The organism is Xanthomonas euroxanthea, assembly GCF_903989455.1.
GTDB lineage: Bacteria > Pseudomonadota > Gammaproteobacteria > Xanthomonadales > Xanthomonadaceae > Xanthomonas > Xanthomonas euroxanthea.
In genome coordinates, this window is record NZ_LR861803.1 from 4,221,663 (window position 1) to 4,243,910 (window position 22,248).

18 protein-coding genes and 1 pseudogene are annotated in these 22,248 nt (G+C 66.5%); 8 read left to right on the forward strand and 11 right to left on the reverse strand.

All coding sequences use genetic code 11. The annotated features are described in order from the left end of the window. The first annotated feature begins 149 nt into the window (after positions 1–149). From H7A86_RS17570 to H7A86_RS17580, 3 genes are all read left to right on the forward strand, one after another. Positions 150–1,145 carry an aldo/keto reductase gene (locus H7A86_RS17570; RefSeq protein ID WP_119131871.1) on the forward strand — a complete coding sequence of 332 codons (996 nt, stop codon included), beginning with the start codon at positions 150–152 and terminating at the stop codon, positions 1,143–1,145. A gap of 118 nt (positions 1,146–1,263) precedes the next feature. Beyond that, complete coding sequence (locus H7A86_RS17575; protein WP_119131739.1) at positions 1,264–1,959, forward strand: glycosyltransferase; 696 nt, start codon at positions 1,264–1,266, stop codon at positions 1,957–1,959. 149 nt (positions 1,960–2,108) lie between these two features. Next, the gene (locus H7A86_RS17580; RefSeq protein WP_180708172.1) at positions 2,109–4,178 is read left to right on the forward strand and encodes a M13 family metallopeptidase; all 2,070 of its coding nucleotides are present in this window, start codon (positions 2,109–2,111) and stop codon (positions 4,176–4,178) included. A 108-nt stretch (positions 4,179–4,286) separates the two neighbouring features. On the opposite strand, the gene H7A86_RS17585 is transcribed toward H7A86_RS17580, so the two are convergent. After that, positions 4,287–5,213: an oxygenase MpaB family protein gene (locus tag H7A86_RS17585; RefSeq protein ID WP_104583318.1), complete on the reverse strand. Its 927-nt coding sequence runs from the start codon at positions 5,211–5,213 to the stop codon at positions 4,287–4,289. A 454-nt stretch (positions 5,214–5,667) separates the two neighbouring features. Here H7A86_RS17585 and H7A86_RS17590 point away from each other — a divergent pair. Continuing rightward, positions 5,668–6,386: pseudogene (locus H7A86_RS17590) on the forward strand (hypothetical protein). Between the two features lie 245 nt (positions 6,387–6,631). On the opposite strand, the gene H7A86_RS17595 reads toward H7A86_RS17590, so the two are convergent. The 4 genes from H7A86_RS17595 to H7A86_RS17610 all read right to left on the reverse strand — a co-directional run bounded on the left by H7A86_RS17595 (position 6,632) and on the right by H7A86_RS17610 (position 10,853). After that, positions 6,632–8,227 (reverse strand): APC family permease, encoded by a 1,596-nt coding sequence (locus tag H7A86_RS17595; RefSeq protein WP_104583200.1) that lies wholly within the window; start codon positions 8,225–8,227, stop codon positions 6,632–6,634. Positions 8,228–8,389: 162 nt separating this feature from the next. Next, positions 8,390–8,761, reverse strand: a complete 372-nt coding sequence (locus H7A86_RS17600; protein WP_119131737.1) for a hypothetical protein — start codon at positions 8,759–8,761, stop codon at positions 8,390–8,392. A gap of 35 nt (positions 8,762–8,796) precedes the next feature. Further along, positions 8,797–9,573 carry a LytR/AlgR family response regulator transcription factor gene (locus H7A86_RS17605; protein WP_119131736.1) on the reverse strand — a complete coding sequence of 259 codons (777 nt, stop codon included), beginning with the start codon at positions 9,571–9,573 and terminating at the stop codon, positions 8,797–8,799. After that, on the reverse strand, positions 9,570–10,853 hold the full coding sequence (locus H7A86_RS17610) for a sensor histidine kinase (RefSeq protein ID WP_119128354.1): 1,284 nt from the start codon (positions 10,851–10,853) through the stop codon (positions 9,570–9,572). The genes H7A86_RS17605 and H7A86_RS17610 overlap by 4 nt, the downstream gene beginning before the upstream one ends. A 308-nt stretch (positions 10,854–11,161) precedes the next feature. On the opposite strand from H7A86_RS17610, the gene H7A86_RS17615 reads away from it, so the two are divergent. Then, on the forward strand, positions 11,162–12,376 hold the full coding sequence (locus tag H7A86_RS17615) for an FAD-dependent oxidoreductase (RefSeq protein WP_119131735.1): 1,215 nt from the start codon (positions 11,162–11,164) through the stop codon (positions 12,374–12,376). A gap of 23 nt (positions 12,377–12,399) precedes the next feature. Here the strand turns inward: H7A86_RS17615 and H7A86_RS17620 are convergent, their stop codons facing one another. Continuing rightward, on the reverse strand, positions 12,400–12,594 hold the full coding sequence (locus tag H7A86_RS17620; RefSeq protein ID WP_119131869.1) for a hypothetical protein: 195 nt from the start codon (positions 12,592–12,594) through the stop codon (positions 12,400–12,402). A 524-nt stretch (positions 12,595–13,118) separates the two neighbouring features. Here H7A86_RS17620 and H7A86_RS17625 point away from each other — a divergent pair. Beyond that, positions 13,119–13,625: a YciE/YciF ferroxidase family protein gene (locus H7A86_RS17625; protein WP_104583195.1), complete on the forward strand. Its 507-nt coding sequence runs from the start codon at positions 13,119–13,121 to the stop codon at positions 13,623–13,625. A 134-nt stretch (positions 13,626–13,759) separates the two neighbouring features. Then, the gene (locus H7A86_RS17630; protein ID WP_104583194.1) at positions 13,760–14,659 is read left to right on the forward strand and encodes a manganese catalase family protein; all 900 of its coding nucleotides are present in this window, start codon (positions 13,760–13,762) and stop codon (positions 14,657–14,659) included. 242 nt (positions 14,660–14,901) lie between these two features. Here H7A86_RS17630 and H7A86_RS17635 read toward each other — a convergent pair whose 3' ends face one another. Together H7A86_RS17635 and H7A86_RS17640 are read right to left on the reverse strand one after the other, a co-directional pair. After that, complete coding sequence (locus H7A86_RS17635; protein ID WP_119131734.1) at positions 14,902–15,474, reverse strand: hypothetical protein; 573 nt, start codon at positions 15,472–15,474, stop codon at positions 14,902–14,904. A gap of 262 nt (positions 15,475–15,736) precedes the next feature. Beyond that, positions 15,737–19,291 (reverse strand): CheR family methyltransferase, encoded by a 3,555-nt coding sequence (locus H7A86_RS17640; RefSeq protein ID WP_180707930.1) that lies wholly within the window; start codon positions 19,289–19,291, stop codon positions 15,737–15,739. Between the two features lie 205 nt (positions 19,292–19,496). Between H7A86_RS17640 and H7A86_RS17645 the strand changes: the two genes are divergently transcribed. Beyond that, positions 19,497–19,880, forward strand: coding sequence for a response regulator (locus H7A86_RS17645; protein ID WP_104583192.1), 384 nt, complete (start codon positions 19,497–19,499; stop codon positions 19,878–19,880). Here the strand turns inward: H7A86_RS17645 and H7A86_RS17650 are convergent. From H7A86_RS17650 to H7A86_RS17660, 3 genes are all read right to left on the reverse strand, one after another. Continuing rightward, on the reverse strand, positions 19,874–20,101 hold the full coding sequence (locus H7A86_RS17650; RefSeq protein WP_180707931.1) for a hypothetical protein: 228 nt from the start codon (positions 20,099–20,101) through the stop codon (positions 19,874–19,876). The genes H7A86_RS17645 and H7A86_RS17650 overlap by 7 nt on opposite strands. After that, the gene (locus tag H7A86_RS17655; protein WP_104583191.1) at positions 20,102–21,382 is read right to left on the reverse strand and encodes a sigma-54-dependent transcriptional regulator; all 1,281 of its coding nucleotides are present in this window, start codon (positions 21,380–21,382) and stop codon (positions 20,102–20,104) included. Positions 21,383–21,955: 573 nt separating this feature from the next. After that, a complete protein-coding gene (locus tag H7A86_RS17660; protein WP_104535190.1) occupies positions 21,956–22,141 on the reverse strand; it encodes a hypothetical protein in 186 nt (61 codons plus the stop codon). Positions 22,142–22,248: the final 107 nt, after the last annotated feature.

Consider the following 22,248-nt stretch of genomic DNA (forward strand, 5'->3'; position numbering starts at 1 on the left):
GCGGGTTGTTCGGTCGCAGCGCGCGTTCGGTGCGTGATGTCGGGCCCAATGCCGGCCTGCTCGCGCATCGTCGCCCGGGCCACATCGCGCTAACGCACGCCGCTGCATCCTTCTTCCTGCCTTCCTTGCCGCACGGAGTTTTCTCCACCATGCAAACCCGCACGCTTGGCCGTTCCGGCCCCACCGTTTCTGCGCTCGGCCTCGGTTGCATGGGCATGAGCGCGTTCTACGGCAATCGCAGCGACGAGGCCGCCTCGATCGCGGTGATCCACCGCGCCCTCGATCACGGCGTCAGCCTGCTCGACACCGCCGACATGTACGGCCCGCACACCAACGAAATCCTGGTCGGCAAGGCCATCGCCGCGCGCCGGCACGAGGTGTTCCTGGCCACCAAATTCGGCATCAAGCTCGATCCCAACGACCCGTCGGTGCGCGGCATCGATGGCAGCCCGGACTATGTGCAAACGGCCTGCGAAGCCAGCCTGCGCCGCCTGGGCGTGGAGCATATCGACCTGTACTACCAGCACCGCGTGGACCCCAACGTGCCGATCGAAGACACGGTGGGTGCGATGTCGCGCCTGGTCGAACAAGGCAAGGTGCGTTTCCTCGGGCTGTCGGAAGCCGCCGCAGCCACCATCCGGCGCGCGCATGCGGTGCATCCCATCACTGCGGTGCAGACCGAATATTCGCTGTGGTCGCGCGAGCCCGAGGACAATGGCGTCTTCGAAACCGTGCGCGAGCTGGGGATCGGATTCGTTCCGTATTCGCCGCTGGGTCGCGGTTTCCTGACTGGCGCATTCGCCTCTCCCGATGACTTCGACGCCGACGATTACCGTCGCCATTCGCCGCGTTTCCAGGGCGAGAACTTCACCCGCAACCTGCAGCTGGTGGAGCAGGTCAAGGCGATCGCCGCCGACAAGGGCATCACGCCGGGGCAGCTGGCGCTGGCCTGGGTGTTGGCGCAGGGCCAGGACCTGGTGCCGATCCCGGGCACCAAGCGGCTGGCCTACCTGGAAGAAAACCTCGGCGCGCTCGACGTGGCGCTGATGCCGGACGAGCTCGCACGCATCGATGCGATCTTCCCGCTGCAGGCCGCGTCCGGGACGCGTTATCCGGAAGCGATGATGGCCGCGCTCAGCCGCTGAGCGGTACGCGTGGAAGCGCACGCCGCCACAGTGGCCCGGCGATGGCGTGCGCTCACGCCATCGCACCGGCATGGCTCGCACACTGGGCCTCACCGCCATCGGAGTGACGCGTCCTGCCATGCTGTCTTTCGTGATCCCCGCCCATGACGAGGCCGCGCTGATCGGCCAGACGCTGCAGTGCCTGCACGCCTGTGCGCAGACCCTGCAGCTGGACTACGAGGTGATCGTGGTGGCCGATGCCTGCGAGGACGCCACCGCCGCCATCGCGCGTGCGGCCGGTGCGCAGGTGCTGGAGGTGCAATTGCGCCATATCGCCGCCACCCGCAATGCCGGCGCGCAGCAGGCGCAAGGCGATCGCCTGCTGTTTCTGGATGCCGACACGCTGCTGAACCCGCAGGTGGTCGGCGCCGCGCTGGCGGCGCTGGATGCCGGCGCCGTCGGCGGTGGCGCGCAGGTGCATCTGCAGGGCAGGCGCGTGTGGTTCGAGCGCATGGCGCAGGCGATCTTCGGCGGGTTGTTCCGTCTCGGCGGCATCGCACCGGGCTGCTTCCTGTTCTGCACGCGCGCCGCATTCGTCAGCGCCGGCGGCTTCGATACGCGTTACTACGCCGGCGAAGACGTGGCATTGAGCCGCGCGCTGGCGCGCTGCGGGCGGTTCGTGATCCTGCGCCAGACCGTGCACACCTCCGACCGCAAGCTGCGCAGCTTTTCCAAGCGCGAGCACCTGGGCCTGCTGTTGCGCTTCCTGTGGCGTGGGCGAGGCATGCTGCAGACCCGCGATGCCCTGGGCTTCTGGTACCAGCGCCGGCGCTGAACCGCGCGTGTCCGCAGGGCGGCCACGGCGGCGGCGCGCTGCCTTGCGTGGGGACGTGGCGACGGTGGCAATTTACACTGGTATGTCTGTTTTTCGTTTCCGAGTTGCACCGCATGGCTCTTCTGCACCGTCCTGTCCTGATCGCTGCCCTGTCGGCTGCCCTGCTGAGCACCGCCGCGTGCAACCGCGATGGCGCCTCACCGGCAACGACGACGCACGCCAAGGCCACGCCCACCACGCCCAAGCTGGGCGATTTCGGTTTCGATGCGGCGGGCATGGACCGCAGCGTGGCGGCGGGCGACGACTTCTTCAGCTACGCCAGCGGCAACTGGGTCAGGACCACCCAGATCCCGGACGACCGCTCCAGCTTCAACAGCTTCGTCGGCATCGCGATCGAAACCGAGCAGCACAGCCGCGACATCATCGAAGGCGCCGCCGCCAACGACCGCGTCACCGGCGAAGACAAGCAGATCGGCGATTACTACGCCGCCTACATGGATGAAGCAGGGATCGAGACCAAGGGCGTGCGCCCGGTGCAACCGGAACTGGACGCCATCGCGCAGCTGGACGACAAACAGGCGCTGGCGCGCACCCTGGGCGGCCAGCTGCGCGCCGATGTGGATCTGCTCAACTCCACCAACTTTTATACCGACCGGCTGTTCGGCCTGTGGATCTCGCAGGATCTGCATCACCCCGGCCGCTACGTGCCGTATCTGGTGCAGGGCGGCCTGGGCATGCCGGACCGCAGCTTCTATCTGGACGACGGGCGCATGACGCAGATGCGCGAGGCCTACCGCGCGCACATCGTCAAGCTGCTGGAGCTGGCCGGCATCGCCGACGCGCCAGCCAGGGCCGAGCGCATCCTCGCACTGGAAACCGCGATGGCGCGCGTGCACGCCACCGCCGAACAGACCAACAACGTGCAGGCCGGCGCCAATGCCTGGAAACAGGCCGATTTCGCGCGTAATGCGCCCGGCCTGGATTGGGCGCCGTTCTTCGAAGCGGCCGGCCTGAAGGCGCAGCAGGATTTCATCGTCTGGCAGCCCGGTGCGGTGACCGGCCTGTCGGCGCTGGTGCGCTCCGAGCCCCTGCAGACCTGGAAGGATTACCTGAGCTTTCGCGCCCTGGACCGCGCCTCGCCGTACCTGTCCAAGGCCTTCGCCGACGAACGCTTTGCGTTCTACGGCACCACGCTGGAAGGCACGCCGCAACAACGCCAGCGCTGGAAGCGCGGCATCGACGCCACCAACGCAGCCTTGGGCGAAGCGGTGGGCCAGCGCTACGTACAGAAGTACGTCAGTGCCCAGACCAAGACCCGTGCCGAGGAGATGGTCAAGAACATCGTCACCGCCTTCGGCAAGCGCATCGACGCGCTGGCGTGGATGAGTCCGGAAACCAAGCAGCATGCCAAGGCCAAGATTGCCGGGCTGACCGTGGCGGTGGGTTATCCGGAGACCTGGCGCGACTACAGCGGGCTGGACGTGCGCCGCGACGATGCGCTGGGCAATGTGCAGCGCTCGGAGCTGTTCGAGTACCGGCGCAATCTGGCCAAGCTGGGCAAGGCCGTGGATCACCGCGAGTGGTATCTGCTTCCGCAGGAAGTCAACGCACTGAACGTGCCGCTGGAAAACCGCCTGCTGTTTCCGGCGGCGATCCTGCAGCCGCCGTTCTTCGACCCGGCGGCCGACGATGCGGTGAACTACGGCGCCATCGGCGCGGTGATCGGCCACGAGATCAGCCACAGCTTCGACAACATGGGCGCGCAGTTCGACGAACATGGCGAGCTGCACAACTGGTGGACGCCGCAGGACCTGAAAAAATTCGCAGCCGCCGGCGATGCGCTCGCAGCGCAGTTCAGCGCCTACAAGCCGTTCGACGATCTGAACGTCAACGGCAAGCTGACGCTGGGCGAGAACATCGCCGATGTGGCCGGCCTGGCGACCGCCTACGACGCCTATCAGCTGTCGCTGCAGGGCAAGCAGCCGCAGACCATCGACGGGTTCAGCCCGGACCAGCGCTTCTTCCTGGGCTTCGCGCAGGCCTGGCGCGGCAAGTACCGCGACGCGGCGCTACGCAACGCCGTGCTCACCGACGTGCACGCACCCGGACGCTTCCGCGCGCAGACCGTGCGCAACCTCGATGCCTGGTATCCGGCATTCGATGTGCAGCCGGGCCAGCAGTTGTATCTGCCGCCCGAGCAGCGGGTGCGGATCTGGTAGCAGACTCGCTCCTCACCCCTCGGGAGGGGTTGGGGCGAGGGTACGGCTACACGGCGCACCATCCTCCGCATGACGCCATTGCCTTGCACTCCAGGCAGGCACCCGCACTCACCGCTGCCCGGGCCACTCCAGCAACATCGCCTGCGGCAGCTGCATGCGACGGCACGCGCGTGCAGACAGCCCATCGCGTAGCGCAGTACGGAACAGCGGCGACAGGCTGCGCAGCAACCGCGCCGACGCATGCGCCTGTGCGCGCTGGGTGGTGGTGCGGCCGAGCATGTCGCTGGCCCAGCCTGGCAACAGGGCGGTACCGGCACCGAGGAACACGCCGCGCGACAGCCCGGCCGCCGGCACCGGCAACTGGATGCTGGTGAGGATGTCGAGCACCTCGCGCGAGCGCGTGTCCATGCGCAACTGCCCGCGCACGGTGGCGAAATAGGCATCGACCTGCGCCTCGCTGGCGGGTACATCGGCCGCGCCCAGCGCTTCGGCGACACGTCGCGCTTCGTCGTAGTAGCGATCGGCGATGCTTGCCGGCACGTCGCGGCAATAGCGTCGGCAACCCTGCAGAAAACCGTAGGCCTCGGTGACGTGCACCCAGGTCAGCAACTGCGGGTCGTTGGCGTCGTAGGGCACGCCGTCGGCGGTGTGGCCGTGGATATGCGCATGGATGCTGCGCACGCGGGCGATCAACTGCTCGGCCTCGGCGCGCGGGGCATAGGTGGTGCCGGCAACGAAGTTGGTGGTGCGCCGCAGCCGCCCGATCAGGTCGGCGCGGAAGTTGGAATGGTCGTAGACCCCGGCCAGCGCGCGTGGATGCAGCAGTTGCAGCATCAAGGCGCACAATCCGCCGGACAACATGCCGGGAAATTCCGAATGCACCCGCCAGGTGACGCTGTCGGGCCCGAAGATGCCGGGATCGCCGAGGGGCTGGTCGTAGTCGATGGAGCTCTGGCCACGCGGAAACGCGCCCAGCACCCAGCGATGGATCTGTCGGGCGGCAGGGGCAGTGAGGGTACGCAGGACGGCTGACATGCATGCGAGCATACCCAGCCCGCTGCAAGACCGCGTCGTGGCCGTGAGGGGCTGGGATTGGGGATTCGGGATTCGGGATTGGTGAAAGGCGGCTCTGTGTTCGCTGCTCGTCCCCATGCGCATCGACCGTCTCGACGGGCGCTTGCCCGCCTGTCGCCGGACCTTGCGCGGCATGGATGCGTGCGCGGCGCTCACGCGACCTGCACGCCGGAATCGATTGCGCGCCGGTCGCACGCGCCTCGATCACGGATGCACGCACGCAAGCGCGAGTGTGCAGTGCAGCAAGAATGGCCACGCACTGGCGCTGCAGTCGTCCGGCAAACGCTGCGAAGCGCCTGAATACCGCGATTTGTGCGCAGGTGCGCAGGATTGGCCGCTCATCGGATCGCAGCAGGCATTGCCATGCACAGCGAAAGTGCTAGAACTAGGGCCGTCCGAGCGCCGGCCTGCATCACTGCCAGCCATTGCCCGGCCGCTCCAGGGCACCGGCGCTTTGCCGGGTGCAGCAAGTCGTTCGTACCAGCCATCCGTCAGGAGCTTGTCATGATCGCTTTGTTCCAGGGTTTGGGCCTGCTGTTGCAGGACAACGCACTCCATCGACTCCCCTTCGACGAGCAGGTCGCGCACTGGCGCGAGAAAGCCGACGACCAGCTCGACCAGGAGCTCAATCTGCTCAAGGTGGCCAAGAAACAATGGGTGATCGCCTCGATCATCGGCTGGCAGGCGATCTCGCTGGTGTTGCTGGGCGTGATCACCCATCAGCTGTGGCAGAACGACTACCACCTCACCTTCAGCCGCGTGGTGATCATCTTTACCTCGTGGGCCTCGATCCTGTTCGTCATGTGGTACATCGCCGATCTGTTCGATCACAGCGCCGGTTTCGAACGCTGGCTGCGCGCCTTCAACAGCCGCGCGCGGCTCACCCCGGATGCCGACTCGGTCGAGTGCGTGGCCGATGCGCTGGACATGACCCGCCGCTACCCGGAAGTGCTGCGCTACAAGCAGGAGGTCAGTTCCAGGCGCGAATTGCGCCACGAGGACATCGTCAACATGCGCGAGATGGGGCGGCTGCGTCGCTACACCGAATTGCTACGTGATCTGGACCGCTTCGATGGTGCGCCACGGCTGGTGACCAATACCAATACCCATAGCGCAGCGGCGACACTGGCGTAGCGGTCAAGCGATGGATGCAGTGGTTGGCGCAGGGCATCGGCAATGCGGCGCGCCGGGCGAAAACAGGCGGATTGATCGGCCCGATATCTGATCGCTCCAGGGCGTGCGCTGCCAAGGCAGTGCCAGTCGCTGCACTCTCGGCGTGCGTGGCGACCAACAAGAACGGCCGGTGCAGTGCACCGGCCGTCGTTGTTTGCGGCGCCTGGAGACGGCGCCCGGTCGATCCGTTGTCAGCAAGCAGGCGCTTACGCCTGCGCGACGGCCTTCTCCACCGACGGCGTGCGCCAGCCGCTGCGCACACCCCAGAGGTAGAACACCGCGCCGACCACCGCGACCACGGCCAGATCGGTACCGTAGCTGAGGTAGCCATGCCCGCCGAAGTCGCTGCTGCCGGCCCAGGACAGCAACGCGATCGTCGGCAGGTAGCAGATCATCCAGGCCGCGCCCTTGAGGTTGCGTCCAAGATCCGGCCAGCCCTGCTTGGCCTGGTAGTAGCAGTACACCGGCAGCGCCACGACCATCAGCAGGATGATCTCGCCGGTCAGCGGCCAGCGCGCCCAGTACAGCAGCTCGGTGGCCATCACGAAGGCCACGCCGGCCAGCACCGGCAGCGCGGCGATGCGCAGCGGGCGGTGCAGTTCGGGCGCATGACGACGCAGCGCCATCGCGCTGATCGGGCCGGTGAGATAGGAGATGATCGTCGCCACCGAGATCACCGCCGCCAGCGTGCCCCAGCCACGGAAGAAGAACAGGAACACGAACGACACCGCCAGGTTGAAGAACATCGCCATGCGCGGCACGCCCCAGACCGGGTGCAGTTTGCCCAGCACCGACGGCATGGTGCCGTTCTTTTCCATGCCGTAGACCATGCGCGCGGTGGTGGCGGTATAGGTGATGCCGGTGCCGCTGGGGCTGACGAACGCATCGATGTACAGCAGCATTGCCAGCCAATGCAGGTTGACGATGATGGCCAGCTCGGCAAACGGCGAGCGGAAGTCGATGCCGTGCCAGCCGGCCTTGGCCAGCAGGTCCGGCGGCACCGCGCCGATGTAGGCCACCTGCAGGATCACGTAGACCACCGTGGCCAGCGCGATCGAGCCCAGCACCGCGAAGGGGATGCTGCGGCCCGGGTTGCGCGCTTCACCGGCCAGGTTCACCGGGCTCTGGAAGCCGTTGAAGCTGAAGACGATGCCGGCAGTGGCCACCGCGGTAAGCACCGCGGCCAGGTCGATCACATGCGCATCGCCGTGGATGCCGACGCTGAAGTTTTCGCTGTGGAAGCCGCTGGCGATCAGGGCCACGCCGGTCGCCGCCGGCACCACCAGCTTGAACACGGTGATCAGGGTATTGGAACGCGCGAACAGCTTGACGCTCCAGAAATTGAGGAAGAAATACACCAGCACCAGCACCGCCGAGATCAGCAGGCCGGGTACCGACAACTCCCCCGCCCCGCCGGGTGCCTGCACATACAGGCCCTGCGCCCAGGCCCACGGCCAGGACGCCATGTACTGCACCGAGGCCTCGGCCTCGACCGGGATCACCGAGACGATCGCGATCCAGTTGGCCCAGCCGGCGATGAAGCCCACCAGCGAGCCGTGCGAGTAATGGCTGTAGCGCACCATGCCGCCGGACTCGGGGAACATCGCGCCCAGTTCCGCGTAGGACAGCGCGATGGTGGTGATGATCGCCGCGCCCAGGATCCAGGCCCAGATCGCACCGGGGCCGGCCAGGCCGGCGGCGCGCCAGGCGCCGAACAGCCAGCCGGAACCGATGATCGAGCCCAGGCCGGTAAGCATGAGGGCGAAGGGGCCAACGTCGCGGCGTAGCGATTGTTCGGACATGAGAGCCTGACTGTGAGGACGCCGTGAACCGGCAACAAGCCGGCAATGATCGCAGAAGCGGCCGCTGATCGTCAGTGCGTATTCAGGCTTGGGTCCGGTCGCGGCCTGCCTCACGACAGGGATGAAGCGTCGTTGCGCCGGTTCCGGCGTCAGACGCCCGGCTCAGCCATGGCAATCGGCGCCGGGCGCGCTGGTATCCACGCAGGTGCGCGCCTGACGCGGGATGCCGTGCAGTTCGCGCACCTGCCCGGGTGTCAGCGCAAAGCTGTCCAGGGTCCTGCGTGCGCAGGCCGGCGTGCCCGCGGCCTGCCCGGCGGCAGACGCAGCGCAGTGGTCCTCGTAGACCAGGTAATGGCAGCGACCGCTGCTGCTGGCCAGGCAGTGCACATTGAGATCGGTGGCAGTGGCCAGGGTCTTGCTGAACAGCACGTCCTGGCCATTGCTGGTGGCGCGGGTGATGGAGGTGGTGCCGTTGCGGTCGTGGCAACCGGCCAATGCCAGCAGGCAATACACGAGGGAGGCGATCAGGCGCATATCAGCAATCCTTTCAGTCGATGCGATCGGGGGAATTACATGCCGCGGAACAGGCTCATGAAGGGTTGGCTGACGGTGAGCGTTTCGCTGCGCCCGCGCAGCGCCAGCCGGCCCTTGCCGGTGTCCTCGCGCACCACCGAGGCGACCGCCTTCATGTTGACGATGGTGGAGCGGTGGATCTGCTTGAACACCTGCGGGTCCAGCACGTCGAGCAACTCGCGCAGCGGCGTGCGCAGGATCGCCTCGCCGGCGGCAGTCATCACCGTGGTGTATTTCTGATCGGCCTGGAAATACGCCACCTCGTCCAGCGCGATCAGGCGCGTTTCGCGGCCGCTGCTGGCGGTGAGCCAGGCCAGCGGTGGCGCGGCGCTGGCGGCGGCAGGGCGCGCGGACAGGCGCTGCAACAAGGCCTCCAGCAGCTGGCCGTCCGGCTGGCCGGCGGCGGCGCGCTGTTGCACGCGCTGCCAGGTGGCCTGCAGGCGCTCGCGGCTGATCGGCTTGAGCAGGTAGTCCACCGCGCCGTGTTCGAACGCATCGATGGCGTACTGATCGTAGGCGGTGACGAACACCACCTGGGTGCGCGGGCTGACTTCGCGCAGTGCACGCGCCACCTCGATGCCGGTGAGCCCGGGCATGCGGATATCCAGGAACACCACATCGGGCTGCTGCGTGGCGATGGTTTCCAGCGCGCTGGCGCCGTCCTCGCATTCGCCCACGATCTGCGGTTGCGGGCACACCTGCGCCAGCAGGGTCAGCAACGATTGCCGCAGCAGCGCCTCGTCTTCGGCGATCACCGCACGCAGCGCGCTCATGCCTGCACCTGTGTGGCATGAATCTGCGCAGCGGGCACCGGCGGCGGCATGATGGACGCGGGCAGCGGCAAGGTGATGGTGGCGGCCACACCGCTGGGGAAGTTGGACACGATGGCAAAGCTGGCCCTGCCGGCGTAGATCAGCTGCAGACGTTCGCGCAGGTTCTTCAGGCCGATGCCGGTACCTTGCGTGTGCGTGCTGAAGCCCTGGCCATCGTCGGCCACGGTCAGCGTGGCATGGTCGTCGATGCGACGCGCCAGGATCCACACCGTGCCGCCGCCGGGCTTGGGTTCCAGCCCATGCTTGATCGCATTCTCCACCAGGGTCTGCAGCATCATCGAGGGCAGTTGCAGCGCGCGCAGTTCGTACGGCACCTCCACCTGCAGCGCCAGCCGCGTGCCCATGCGGATGCGCAGGATCTCCAGGTAGGCCTGGGTGCGCTCCAGTTCCTCGCCCAGGGTGGAGATGGCCCCGTCGGCGCTGGGCAGCGAGCTGCGCAGGTACTGGATCAGATGGCCGATCATGATGTCGGCGCGCGGCGGGTCGGTGCGCGCCAGTACCTGCGCACTGGCCAGCGTGTTGTAGAGAAAGTGCGGCTCCACCTGGGCATGCAGCAGATTCAGGCGTGCCACGGCCAGCTCCTTTTCCATCACCGACTGCTCGGCCGCGGCCTGTTCGTCGCGGCGCTGCTCGCCGACCCGCCGCACCACCGCGCGGTTGATCGCCTCGGCGTTCTCGTAATTGCTGCCTTCGTCCACCGCAAACAGGTCCACCCAGGCGCCGGCGTCCGGCTCGCACAGCACGGTGACGCTGCTGGTGCCCTGCCCTGGCGTGATCGTCACCAGCACCTGGTTGCGCTTGATCGCAAAACGCGCGAACAGGTTCCAGCGCGAGGGCTGGCGTCCTTCGTAGGGGTCGATGCGGCGCACCTTGGCGCGGATCAGCAGGCTGCCGGGCGCGCACTCGATGTCCTGCACGCGTGGCAGCACGCGCACCGCCTCTTCGACCACGGCGAAGCTGGCCTGCACGTCCAGCGGCACTTCGATCTGGCGCCGCTGGCGGGTCGACAAGGTGTCGTGATCCAGCCGCCCGGCGATCAGGCGCACCCGCCGCACATGGGTGATCGCACTCATCAGGGCCAGGGTCAGCAGCACCACGCAGATCAGCCCGAAGAACGCGCCGGTGGAGCCGAACAGCTGCGCCCACATGATCCCGGCCACCACCAACGCCGCCGCCCAGGCGAACACGATACGTACGATCAGGAAGACGCTGGCAGACACGGGTGGCGACTCGTCGGGTTGGGACGCGGCGAGCATAGCCGGCAAGCGATCGGACGAAAGCCCCGGGCGACGAATGGCCGTCAGCGCGGCCCCAATTGCCCGGATCGCGGTGCGAAACCCGGCCCGGCCGGCGATGGCAGGCGCTGACGCGCGCGGTATGCTCCAGGTCCGCAAGCGGCGGCCACCGGGCGTCGCGCGCGGCGACGCAGCTCCCGGCTTCTACCGATGCTGCGTGGTGCGCGCGGCGCGTGGCCGGTCGCGCAGGCGCCGTGGTCCCGATCATCTCCTCCATACCGCTCAGGAGTCGCATGCACCGTCGTCATTTCCTGCACAGCGCCGGTCTTGCGCTTGCGGCCGCTTCCACCGGAAGCTGGGCCGCGACCGGCAAGGCGGCCGCTGCGCCGTCTTCGCCATTGCCCGCCATGCCACCGGGCGCCCTGCCCGAGCAGTTCGCCGCAGCGCTGCCGCTGGCACCGATCCGTGCGTCCGTCGATCGCATCATTGCGATCAACGGCTGCACCCGCCCGTTCCGTGCGCAGGGGCCGCGGATCGAGGCCGAGCGCATCGGCCGCAAGACGGTGGTGCACAACTATGGACATGGCGGCAGCGGGTGGTCGCTGTCGTGGGGCGCGGCCGAGCACGCGCTGCGGCTGGTGCGCGCGGCCGATGCGGATGTGCGCGAGCTGGCGGTGATCGGCTGCGGTGCGATCGGGCTGACCACCGCGCTGGTGGCGCAACGCGCGGGCCTGCGCGTGCGCATCTATGCGCGCGAGCGCCTGCCGGACGTGCGCTCGTTCTACGCCACCGGCGTGTGGTCGCCGGACTCGCGGGTGTGCACCAGCGAATATGCCAGCGCCGATTTCAGGACCCGCTGGGAAGAGATGGCGCGCATCTCGTTCCGCCGCTACCAGACCCTGCTGGGCCTGCCGGGCGAGCCGATCGAATGGCGCGATGGTTACGCGCTGTCGGATGTGCCGTTCGACCAGCCGAGCGCATCGGCCGAAGCGCACGAACCGGACTACCCGCCGCTGGAGCGCGAACTACTCGACGATCTCGGCCCGCGCTCGCAGCCGGTCGCCCCCGGCAGGCATCCGTTTCCGGTGCCGTTCGTGCGTCGCTACAGCCAGTTGACCTTCAACCTCAGCGCCTATGCGCGGCTGCTGATGGACGACTTTCTGCAGGCCGGCGGCGAGCTGCAGACGCGCAGCTTCGACCACCCGCGCCAGTTCGGCCAGTTGCGCGAGAAGATCCTGGTCAATGCCACCGGCTACGGGGCGCGTGCCTTGCTTGGCGACGACAGCGTCATCCCGGTGCGCGGGCAGACCGCGCGCCTGATTCCGCAACCGGAAGTGACCTACGGGCTGGTGTGGCGCGGCCACAATCTCAACGTGGTGCCACGCCGCGATGGCGTGCTGGTGCAGGCGCAGGGTGCCAACGATTTCAACAACCCCGACCCCACGCCGGATCACGCCGCATCCGCAGCGGCGGTCCGCGAGCTGGCGCGGCTGTTTCCTCAGGCCTGAGTCGCCTTGCCTGCGCGCTGCAGTCAGGACTCGCCGAGCGAGGCCTGCAGCGCGTGGGCCAGTGCGGCATCGCCGCTGACCAGCTCGTCCCAGCGCAAGGTCACGCCGTTGCGGCGGCCTTTTTCGACCAGCTTCAAGCCCTGCGGGTCGATGATCAAGGTGTAGGCCTGCTCGCCGATCTGCAGCTCGCGGCGTAGCGGTTTGTCCAACGGCGTCATGGCAGCCTCCGGGGCAAGGACGAGCCATCGGTTGTAGCGCATCGGTCCGCAACGGCGTGCATCCTCCGCCGTCCATGCTGCACGGTGCCGATACTGGCGCGAATCGCCGGCCTGCCCTCTGCGCAAGGTGCGTGCGTGATGCGGCAGGTAGCGCATTCACCATGCGCGGTGCACGGGCGCAGCTTGAGAAAGTGCCCCTGTCATTTGCAGCGCGGCCCCACCACGCGGCCCCACCACGCGGCGCCATCGCATCGGCGACCGCGTGTGGCCGACGCAGCGTACGGCACAGGTCGCCATCGCATCGGGATCACCGCATCCACCAATTGCGCTAACACGCCGACAGCTAGCGTAGCGACCATGCGAGACAGCGTGCATGTGCACGACCCAACGCTGCATGCCACGCGTCATGGCAGGCAGCGTGCCGTCGAGGCGATGCAACTGCTGGCTCGCGCGCATCGAAGGGCAAGACCCACACCCGGTGCACCGCATTGTTCATCCATCCATTCATCCCCTAGGAGCCGCCCATGGCGATCAAGACAATTGAAGAGCTTTTCGTCCACGAGCTGTCGGACATCTACAGCGCAGAAAAGCAGTTGACCAAATCACTGCCGCGTCTGGCACGAGCGGCAACCGAACCCAAGCTGGTGGAAGCGTTCAAGCTGCATCTGGAAGAAACCCAGGGCCAGATCGAACGCATCGACCAGATCGTCGAACTGCTCGGCATCAAGCTCAAGCGCATCAAGTGTGCCGCGATGGAAGGTCTGGTCGAGGAAAGCCGTGAGGTGATCGATGAGATCGAGGAAGGTCCGGTACGCGATGCGGCACTGATTGGCGGCGCGCAGAAGGTGGAGCATTACGAGATCGCCTCGTACGGCACCATTGCAGCGATCGCAAAGCAGCTGGGCTACACCGATGCGGTCACCTTGCTGCTGTCCACGCTGGAAGAAGAAAAAGCCACCGATGAAAAGCTGACCCTGCTTGCCGAGCAAGGCGGCAATCAGAAGGCATCCAAGCCCAGCAAGGCGGCCTGATGCACTGCGCAGGCGGCGCTGCCGCCTGCGTTTGCCTGCATCCCGCAGGCAACCCCCACCCGTAGCCAGCCTCAGGTTTCTGCGCGCATGCCGCGTTGCAGTTGTCGCCGGGCGCCAGCCAGGAAACACGACCCATGTTCATGCATAACAAGCGTTTGATGTACACCGTTCGCGTCGCCGAACCCAATCCGGATCTGGCCACGTTGATGCTTGAGCAGTTCGGCGGACCACAGGGCGAGCTTGCCGCGGCGATGCGGTACTTCACCCAGGCACTGGGCGAAAACGATCCGGGCCGCAAGGACCTGTTGTTCGATATCGCCACCGAAGAACTGAGCCACCTGGAAATCATCGGTTCGATCATCGCCATGCTCAACAAGGGCCCGAAGGCCGTGTTGTCCGAGGGCATGGAAGAGGCCATGGAGATGCGCTCCATGACCCAGAACAGCACCAGCCACACCCAGCAGATCCTGTACGGCGGCGGCCCGGCGCTGGTCAATTCCAGCGGCGTGCCGTGGACCTCGGCTTATGTCGATTCGATCGGCTGCCCGACCTCGGACATGCGCTCCAACATCGCTGCCGAAGCCCGCGCCAAGCTGGTCTACGAGCGCCTGATCACCGTCACCGATGATCCGGGTATCGTCGATGCGCTGCGCTTTTTGATGACGCGCGAAGTGGCGCATCAGAAATCCTTCGAGAAGGCGCTGTACGCGATCGAACCGAACTTCCCGCCGGGCAAGCTGCCGGGCGACCCGCGCTTCACCGACGTCTACTACAACATGTCGCAGGGCGAAGGCGATACGGTCGGCCCCTGGAATGCCGGCGAGCAGTGGGACGTGGTGGAAGACCGTGAGCTGCAGTCCGCGGTGGACGGCGGCGATGGCTCGGCCACGGTCACGCTGGATGCAACGCAGACCGAAGCACTGGATGCGATGTCGCTGCGCCTGCTGTCCAACCCGGAACTGGATCGGGTGACCGGTGCAGACCTGGGCGCAGGCCCGGGGGCCGGCTCCACCACTGGCGACATCCAGCGCTGATCGTCCTCGACAGCGATTGCTGAGATTAGCCCGGGTCGTTCGCGACCCGGGCTTTTTAATGCGCGACGTACTTTCCGTTGACGGTCCTGCAGGTGGCTGTTGCCGTACCTGGGCACATCATCTGCCACGACCACGCACTGCAGCTGGCGCGCTAAGCGACGCCGACCCGTGTGCAACGCATTACCGAACGACAAAAAAAGAGGCCCACCGGGCCTCTCGTTGTCACTGCCTGCCCCCACGCCTCACACCGGCGCGGCCTGTCGGGCCTGCGCATCGGTGGCCCACTCGGGCCGCACGTCCGCCGCGGTGGTGCAACGCTCCAGCCGCCAGGGCAGGAGGTGACGCATCGCCTCCTCGCCACTGCGCTGCAGCCACTGCGTGGCATCGCCGTCGACGCATAAGGGACGCTGTGTCGGCAGGCTGGCCGAGGACGCGACCAGCAGTGAGAACCCCATCTGCAGGCGGCCGCCGATATCCATGACATTGCGCAGGCCTGCGGCGTACAGCGCCCCCCCGTCCTGGCTCAACCAGGTTGCCGAGGTGGCGCCATCTGCCGATGCGGTGCAGACGAATCCGCACAGCGGGATCAGGCAGCGCTGGGTTTCCCAGATGGCGAGGTCGACCCGCCCCAGCCACTCCGGCTCCTGCGTATTGATCGAGCGCTGCTGTCCCGGCGCACGTCGACCGAAGGTTGCACGCTCCTCGCGTCTGCCGCCACGGTCGGCAACCAGAATGTCGGCATCGGCACCGACACCGATCTCGACCCAGGCATTGCTCGCAACGCGGCCTGACAACTGAAAGATGCGCGTAATCATGTTGACTCCACTGTGCAGCTTGATGACAGCAGCAGCTACGCACAATACGCGCCAAGTTTTTCGATCCCGCACACAGGCGTCCTGCAACGGTCTTGGATGACGGCAGCGGCAGCGGCGGCGCTGCGAGGTGCGAATTGGTCGCAAACATCTGCACGCACGCGCAGGATTTTCCGTGCGGGCGCGTGGATGTGCACTGCATTCGCACATCGGCACCGTAGCGCCTGCCAGCGTGCGCAGAGACTGCACGCACGCGTGCGCTCGGCTATGGATCGTGCAGCGAGGTCAGCGGCAACTGGATCTCGCATTCCAGGCGTGTATCGCTGAGCTCGTAACGCGTCTGCGCGCCATGGCTGTACGGCAGGGCTTTTTCGATCAGGCGGCGGCCGAATCCGCTTGCCTGGTCGCGATCGTTGCGTCGTTGCTGGCTGGCGCCTTCTTCGGTCCACAACAACACCAGGCGCGTCGAGGCGTCGTCGTTGGTCACCACTTCCCAGCGCACCGACAAGGTGCCGGTCGCTACCGCCAATGCGCCATGCTTGAGTGCATTGGTCGCGAGCTCGTGCAGTGCCAGCGCCAGCGTCTGCACGGTGGACTTGCGCAATGCCACCTCCGGGCCGTCCACCACGATGCGCCGTTGGTCGGGCTCGGCACCGAGCGCATCCAGCTCCATGCGCAGCAATGCGCCAATGGTGGTGGGCGCGTTGTCCGACTGCGACAACAGCCCTTGCACGCGCGACAACGCCGAGAGCCGGTCGTCGAACCTGCCGGCGAATTCCGGCATGCTGTGGCTGGTCTGTACGGTCTGCTTGGCGACCGACTGCACCACGGTGATCAGGTTGCGGGTGCGATGCTGCAATTCGCTGACCAGCACGCGCTGCTCATCCTGCAGGCGGCGCAGGTTGTCCGATTCGGTCGAGGTTCCCAGCCACTCCAGCACCTGGCCACGTTCGTCCAGCACTGGCGCGCTGCGCGTATGGAACCAGCGGTAGCGGTGCTCGGCTGCATTGAACAGGCGGTGCTCCACGTCCAGCCCGCCGGTGCGCGCACTGTCGTGCCAGGCATTCAAGGTCAGCTCGCGCTCGTCCGGATGCACTGCCTGCAACCAGCCCAGCTCCAGGCTCTGCCCATCGTGTTGCCCGGTATAGCTGGACCATTGCGGGCTGGACCAGGTCCAGCGGCCGCCATCGCGCGAACGCCACACCAGTTGTGGAATCCCCTCCATCAAGGTACGCAGGCGCTGCTCGCTGCTGCGCAACGCGCGCTCGGCGCGCGTCAGCGGGGTGACATCCATGAAGGTCAACACCGCGCCGCCGATGAAGTTGTTGACCGTGCGGTATGGCAGCACCCGCACCATGTAGCGGGCACGCGTGGCGGGGTTTTCCACTTCGCGATCCAGCACCGCCAGCGTGCGGATCACCCGACGCACATCGTCCTGCAGTTCGTCGTAGGCCACGTGCAGCTTGATGTTGCTGATCGGCCGGTGGATATCGCTTTCCACCAACGGCAGGATGTCGGTCACCGCGGGGGTGAAGTTGGTGACGCGCAGCTCGTTGTCCAGGAACACGGTCGCGATCTGGGTGCTTTCCAGCAGGTTCTTCAGGTCGCTGTTGGCATGCGCCAGTTCCTGCACGCGGTGGGCCAGCTCGCCGTTGACCGTGGTGACTTCCTCGTTGACCGACTGCAGCTCTTCCTTGGAGGTTTCCAGTTCTTCGTTGGCGCTCTGCAGTTCTTCGTTGAGCGACTGGTACTCCTCGTTGGAGGACTTGAGCTCTTCGTTGGTGCTCTCCAGCTCCTCGATCATCGACTGCAGCCGCTCGCGGGTCATGCGCAGCTCGTTCTCCAGCGCCTGCACATGTGCGTTGTCGGACACGGTGTCTTTCGGCGGCGCCAGCTCGGCCAGCTCACGCGCTTCCACTTCCTGGAACAGCACCACGTAGCCGCGCGGCACCTCCGAATCCGAGGTCGGCTCCACGAACAGGTCCACCGCCAGGGTCGCCGCATCCTCGTGCATCTGGATGCCCTTGGCCTGCACCGGCGTCATGTCCGCTTCGGCACGGCTGAGCGCGCTGCGCAACTCCAGCCGCAGGTCGCGGTGAACGAGGTTGAGCAGGTTGAGGCTGGGCGCGCCGCCGCCGGGACGGATGAAGCGTCCGGCCTGCGAGGAGAAATGCAGCACATCGAAATGCTCGTCCAGCACCGCATAGGCCGGCGCGTAGCGGTCGGCGATGCGCTCGCCGGCAAGCACCAGTGCATTGCTGACGCTGCGCTGCTGGCGGCTTGCTGCCGGCGCGTGGCCGTCCAGTCCGGGGGCAGACGACGGGAAGGGGGCATGCATGCGGCTGTCGGCATCGATCTTCTGGAACACGCGGAAGCTGCGCTCCACCGGTGCGAACAACTTGGCATGCCGCGAGACGTTTTCGGCATTGCCCAGGAACAGGTAGCCGCCCGGCTTGAGCGCAAAGTGAAACACCGGGATCACCCGGTTCTGCAGCTCGGCATCCAGGTAGATCAGCAGGTTGCGGCACGACACCAGATCCAGCCGCGAGAACGGCGGGTCCTTGACGATGCTGTGCTGCGAGAACACGCACAACTCGCGCAGCTGCTTGCTCACCACGTAGGTGTCGCCTTCCTTGACGAACCAGCGTTGCAGGCGCTCCGGCCCCACATCGGCGACGATGCTGGACGAATAACGCCCCACCCGCGCAATGGCCAATGCCCGCCCGTCGATGTCGCTGGCGAAGATCTGGATGCGTGGCGCCACGTCCAGCGTCTGCGCATGCTCGCGCAACAGCATCGCCAGCGAATACGCCTCTTCGCCGGTGGAACAGCCCAGCACCCACACACGCAGGTGGTCGCCCGGCTGCTTGCCCTGGAACAGGCGCGGAATCACTTGCTGCTCCAGGAACTCGAACTCGCGGCGGTCGCGGAAGAACTGGGTCACGCCGATCAGCAGATCGTTGAACAACAACAGCGGTTCGTCGAAGCGGCTGCGCAGCTGCTCCAGATACTGCTCCAGCGTGTCCGCCTGCACCACCTGCATGCGGCGCTGCACGCGGCGCAGGAACGTGGCGCGCTTGTACCCATGGAAATCGTGGCCGGTGGCATTGCGCAGGATGCTGGCGACCTGGCTGAGCTGATCGTTCTCGCTGCCGTTGCGCACGCCCACCGGTGCCGGATGACCGAAGCGATGGTGGCGCTGCATGTGTGCGGCGATGCGTGCGGCCACCCGCGGCAGCGGCAGGATGTCGTCGCTGATGGCGGCCGGGTTGCCGGCATTGCGCAGATCCATGCCGTGCAAGGACGGGTCGTCCACCGCCAGCGCCAGGCCGCCACACTCCTTGATGGCCGCGGTGCCGAGGGTGCCGTCGCCATCGAAGCGCCCCATGATCACGCCGATCACGTTGCCGTCCTGGTCATGCGCCATCGAGACGAAGAAGCTGTCGATCAGGCCGTGATCGCTGGCGTCCTCCAGCGGGCGCAGCCGCAGCCGGCCTTCTTCCAGGGTCACCAGCGTCTGGCTGGGCGGCAGGTAGATGCGTCCGGGATGCAGCGCATCGCCATCTTCAGGTGCCAGCAGCAGACTGGATTGCGGGCCGAGCAACTCGCGCAGGCGCGACTCGTCGAGCAGGTGGCGATCGCGCAGCAACAGCATGATGACCAGATTGGGCGCGCCGGCCACTGCGTCGAGCAGTTCGGCCAGGCGCGTGGCGTCCAGGCCATCGGCACCGACACCGAGAATGAACAACGGCGGTGGCGTCACGGCATCGGGCGCAGTGGCCGCTGCGGTGTCGTCGCAGGAGGTGTCGTCGTCTGTCATTGCAGCCATCGCATCAACGGCGCCGGGTGTCAGGCGCAATCGTCAATGATGGCGTAAACCTGCCTCTACCGCTACGCGGCATCTGAGCGGTACAGGCACTGCACGCAATGGGTCTGGAAGCGCCTGCTTACGCGCGGCCTTAACCGACACGGCGCGCACTATGGCGTGCGCGTCGCCGGACCGCGCCACCGCGCGAGGAATTCCCATGCTGGACAATCCACTCAACGGACTTCGCATCCTCGTGGTCGAGGATGATTACCTGCTGGCCGAATCACTCAACGACCTGTTGGTGGAGGCCGGCGTCTGCGTGCTCGGACCGGTGGGCAATGTGCCCGAGGCGCTGTCGCTGGTGACCTCCGGGCAGACCATCGACGGCGCATTGCTCGACGTCAATGTGCGTGGCCAACCGGTGTTTCCGGTGGCCGATGCGCTGCTGCAGCGCGGGGTACCGTTTTCGTTCTGCTCCGGCTACGACCGCTACACGCTACCGCCGCGGTTTGCGCACCTGTCGTACTGCATGAAGCCCTACAACCCGCGAACGATCACCGCGCTGCTCAGCAGCCAGACCCAACCGGCCGAGCATTACTGATCGGTGCCGTCGGTAGGCACCACACCGTCCTGGCGCAGGGCGCGCTCTTCCTCGCCGAGCTGGTTGAGCAACTCCACCGCCGACTGATGGGTGGCACGCAAGGTCTCCATGGGCTTGGAGGTCTCGCTGCGTAATGCATACAACGCAAAGCCCATCACGTTGAGGCGGTTGCGCAGCTGATGCAGCAGCTCGCGCCGCCGTCCATGCGATGCGTCGCTCACTTACGCGTCCTTGTCGCTGAGCCGGTTGTGCAGCGTGCGCACGCTGATCCCCAATTCGCGCGCCGCCGCCTTCTTGTTGAAGCGCGTGCGCGCCAGTGCCGCCTCGATCATGGCGTCCTCGGCCTGGCGCATGGTCCACCCCGCCGGAATCAGCAAGCCGTCTTCGTCGGCCTGCGGCACGGTCTGCACCACATCCGGCGCGCTCAACAGGTCGCCGTCCGAGCGCAGGTACAGGTAGCGGATGAACGAGCGCAACTCGCGCACGTTCCCCGGCCAGGTGTGGTAGGCCAGATAACGCAGCAACGATTTGGTCGGCAGCTTGCGGGTGCCGTACTTGACGTTGAGCTCGTCTATCACGCGCAGGCCCAGCAGACGCGCATCGCCGCGACGCTCGCGCAGCGGCGGCACCTGGATCGGGTATTCGTTGAGCCGGTAGAACAGATCCTCGCGCAGCACGCCGTGCTCGCGTTGCACATGCTGGTGCGTCGCCGCGACGACCCGCGCGTCCAGCGGAATTTCCTCGCTGCCGCCCACACGCATGAAGCTGCGCGACTCGATCGCGCGCAGCAGGTAGACCTGCAGCCGGGTCGGCATCTCGCCGATCTCATCCAGGAACAGCGTGCCATCGGCGGCCTGCTCCAGGAACCCGGCATGCCGACGATCGGCACCGGTGAAGCTGCCACGCTCGTGGCCGAACAGCTGGCTGGCCAGCAGTTCCTCGGGAATGGCGCCGCAGTTGACCGGCACGAAGCGACCACGCCGGCCGGAGACCCGATGGATGGCGCGTGCGACCAGGTCCTTGCCGGTGCCGGTTTCGCCGGTCACCAGCACATTCAGATCGGTCGGCGCCACGCGCACGATGTCCTTGCGCAACAGCACGATGCTGTCGCTGTTGCCGATGATGCCCAGGTTGCCCTGCTGCGCCTCACGCAGGCCGCCGAGCACGCGTTCCAGCCGTTCGGGCGCGAACGGTTTGGTGAGGAACTCGCTGACGCCGAACTGCTGCGCGCGGCCCTGGGTTTCGTAGGCGTAATCGCCCGAGACCACCACGATCTGCGGCGTGTGATCCGGGTCGAGCCGTTCGATGAGATCGAAACCGCTGCCGTCGGGCAGGCCAACATCCACCACCAACAGGTCGGGAAAGTTGCTGTCCAGCCAACGGCTGGCTTCGCCAAGGGTGTGGATGCCCTTGGCACGGAAGCCGCTATCGGTGGCTAGCTCAACCACCTGATCGCAGAACTCCACGTCGTCGTCGATGATGGCGCAGGAAAGACGGTCCATGAGCGCTTCTGTCCGCAATGACTAATACATGTTCAGTTGAGAATTGTGACGGCGGCGCGAAAAACGCGCCTGCACGCCACCACGAAAATCGCACATCGCTGTCACGGCCGTCCGGCCACCTGGCGCTCGCTTCCCCAGAGTCGAGCTCGCCGTAGAAGTTTGCCCGAAGTACGCAGGGCAGCGCGGGATTACGCCAGTGCCAAGCGTCACGGTTGGGGTCGGTCGACGCGTCGAATGCGTCGAAACGCCAAATAGCGCAAGCTTTGATGGGGATGGGAGCGCGGCCTGCGCACGGACGCGGTTGGACCGAGCTGCTGGATCAGCTCGCTTGCGCCGTGATGTGGCGGCGAAGCGGTTGAGGGGCGATGAGGCGAGCCAAGACGCTGGTTGCAGCGTCGCGCAACCGTGGCTTCAGGGCCAATGGATGCAAGCCGTGATCGCGAGGTGTGACCGCTAGCCTACGCGGCAGGCGTAGAGACGGTGTGCATGGATCCGCCACGCCAGCGCCATGACGCGGCGCGCGTTTGCGTGCGCCGGCATGACGGACGCCGCAATTGCAGCATTGCGCGTGACTCAGCGCTTTTCTGAGCCGTCCGGGCGTTCGTAATCGTGTTCAGGGTCGGCCTTGTTCACATCGCGGTCTTCATCGGGCATGTCGTGGACCTTCCACTCCACATCCTCGTTGCGCTGTTCCTGCGGCGTAAACGGCTTTTTCTGATCATCGTCCGGACCCCACGGCTTCTTCGGTTCACTGCCCATCGTCGTTCTCCTGCGTTGTGGTCATGAGCCCACGCTAGGCCGGTGCGCATTGCAGAGCAGTGAACAAAGCTGCGCGGTGGCGTGAAGCAAGCGGTGCGCGCCCAAGC